The sequence below is a fragment of the Erysipelatoclostridium sp. MSK.23.31 genome (assembly GCF_019125875.1).
Taxonomy (GTDB): domain Bacteria; phylum Bacillota_I; class Bacilli_A; order Erysipelotrichales; family Coprobacillaceae; genus Thomasclavelia; species Thomasclavelia ramosa.
Map to the genome: position 1 here is coordinate 1 of NZ_JAHOCB010000099.1, position 1,482 is coordinate 1,482.

The following is a 1,482-nucleotide window of genomic DNA, read 5'->3' on the forward strand; positions in this document are numbered from 1 at the left end:
TATAAAACAGATAAGAATGGCAATATTGCTGTTTTTTATTTATCAAGACAGAAAACCTACTATCTTCAGGAAACAAAAGCACCTGACTCTTATAAATTAAATGATACCAGATATTATTTTTATATTGATGAGAAGGGGGCATTCAGTGTTTCAGATCTGAATGGTACTGTAGAAGATGGTACTTTTAATGTGCCGTTTCATGGTACAATGACCATTACTGTTAAAAATGAAATAGATATATGCAATCTTCGAATTACAAAGAAGAATGATAACAGTAAAGTATTAGAGAATGCTGAATTCAGCTTATATTCTGATAAGGAATGTACAAAGGAAATAGAAAAAGGAAAAACCGACAAGAACGGTCAATTGAATTTTGATCGGATTTCTGTTGGTGATTTTTATTTAAAAGAGACAAAAGCACCTGATGGATATAGATTATTAAAAGATCCAATTAAAATATCATTAAAAAATGTGAACGGGAAGTTCACTTTTTTTGTTAATGACAAAGAGATTAAGGAAGATGACAAAAATAACAGCTTAACGTTAGAAAACGGCTTATATACTGGCAATTTGACAGTTATAAACAGTCGAGGATCTATTCTTCCTGCAACGGGAAGTCCTATGACGATTATTTTAACAGCAGCAGGTGTTTTATGTTTATTAATTACAATCAAAAGGGGAAAAAACAATGATGAAGAACAAATTTAAAAAGTTAGGAATAACAGCTTTAGCTTGTGTACTGTCTTTAACGACAGCAGGAACAGTAGCAAATTTAGTCAACAGTGGAAATACTGGAAACGGAATTTTTACGAAACTAAATGCTGAAGGAACAGGACATATAACTATTAATGCCAATGTAGGAGATAATGGAGTTACTCAAAGTCTGGCAGGGAAGAAATTTAATATTTACCGCATCTTTGATGCTCAAAACAGTGCAGGAATGGAAAGTATTAACTATACAATGAATCCTGCATATGAAAAATCATTGAAAAAGGTTACTGGAAAAGATACAGAATATGCAATCATAGATTATATTCAAACGTTAAATAACAATCAGGTGATCAATGATGTTTCACAGACACAGAAAAATGAGACTGCATATTCTAATTTTAGATATTTTGTTGAGAGTCTGAGAAATATGTTAGTTGAAGATAAAGCCGACCCTACTCAGGTTTTAACAGTTCCATCTACAGCAACAGACAGTTATACATTAGATGTTGCATACGGGTGGTATATTATTGATGAAATTACGAGTGTTAATGGAACGCACAGTGCTGCATCCATGATTATGGTAAATACTGCTAATCCAGATGTTGCAATCGATATAAAATCAGATTTTCCTGTAATTCAAAAACAGATTTTAGAAGATGACAATCAAAAGAATATTGGAGCGGATAAAGACGGATGGAATGATGTAGGAGATTACGAGATTGGTCAAACCGTGCCTTACCGCTATTTGACATATGCGCCAGATATGAACGG

1 protein-coding gene and 1 pseudogene are annotated in these 1,482 nt (G+C 32.9%); both read left to right on the plus strand.

The window, feature by feature from the left end; all coding sequences use genetic code 11:
• Positions 1–708: prealbumin-like fold domain-containing protein (locus tag KSU54_RS18390; RefSeq protein WP_217749051.1), on the plus strand; the 708-nt coding region annotated here is incomplete at its 5' end.
• Positions 692–1,482, plus strand: a pseudogene (locus KSU54_RS18395) (isopeptide-forming domain-containing fimbrial protein); the annotation flags it as partial. The gene KSU54_RS18390 and the pseudogene KSU54_RS18395, both read left to right, overlap by 17 nt.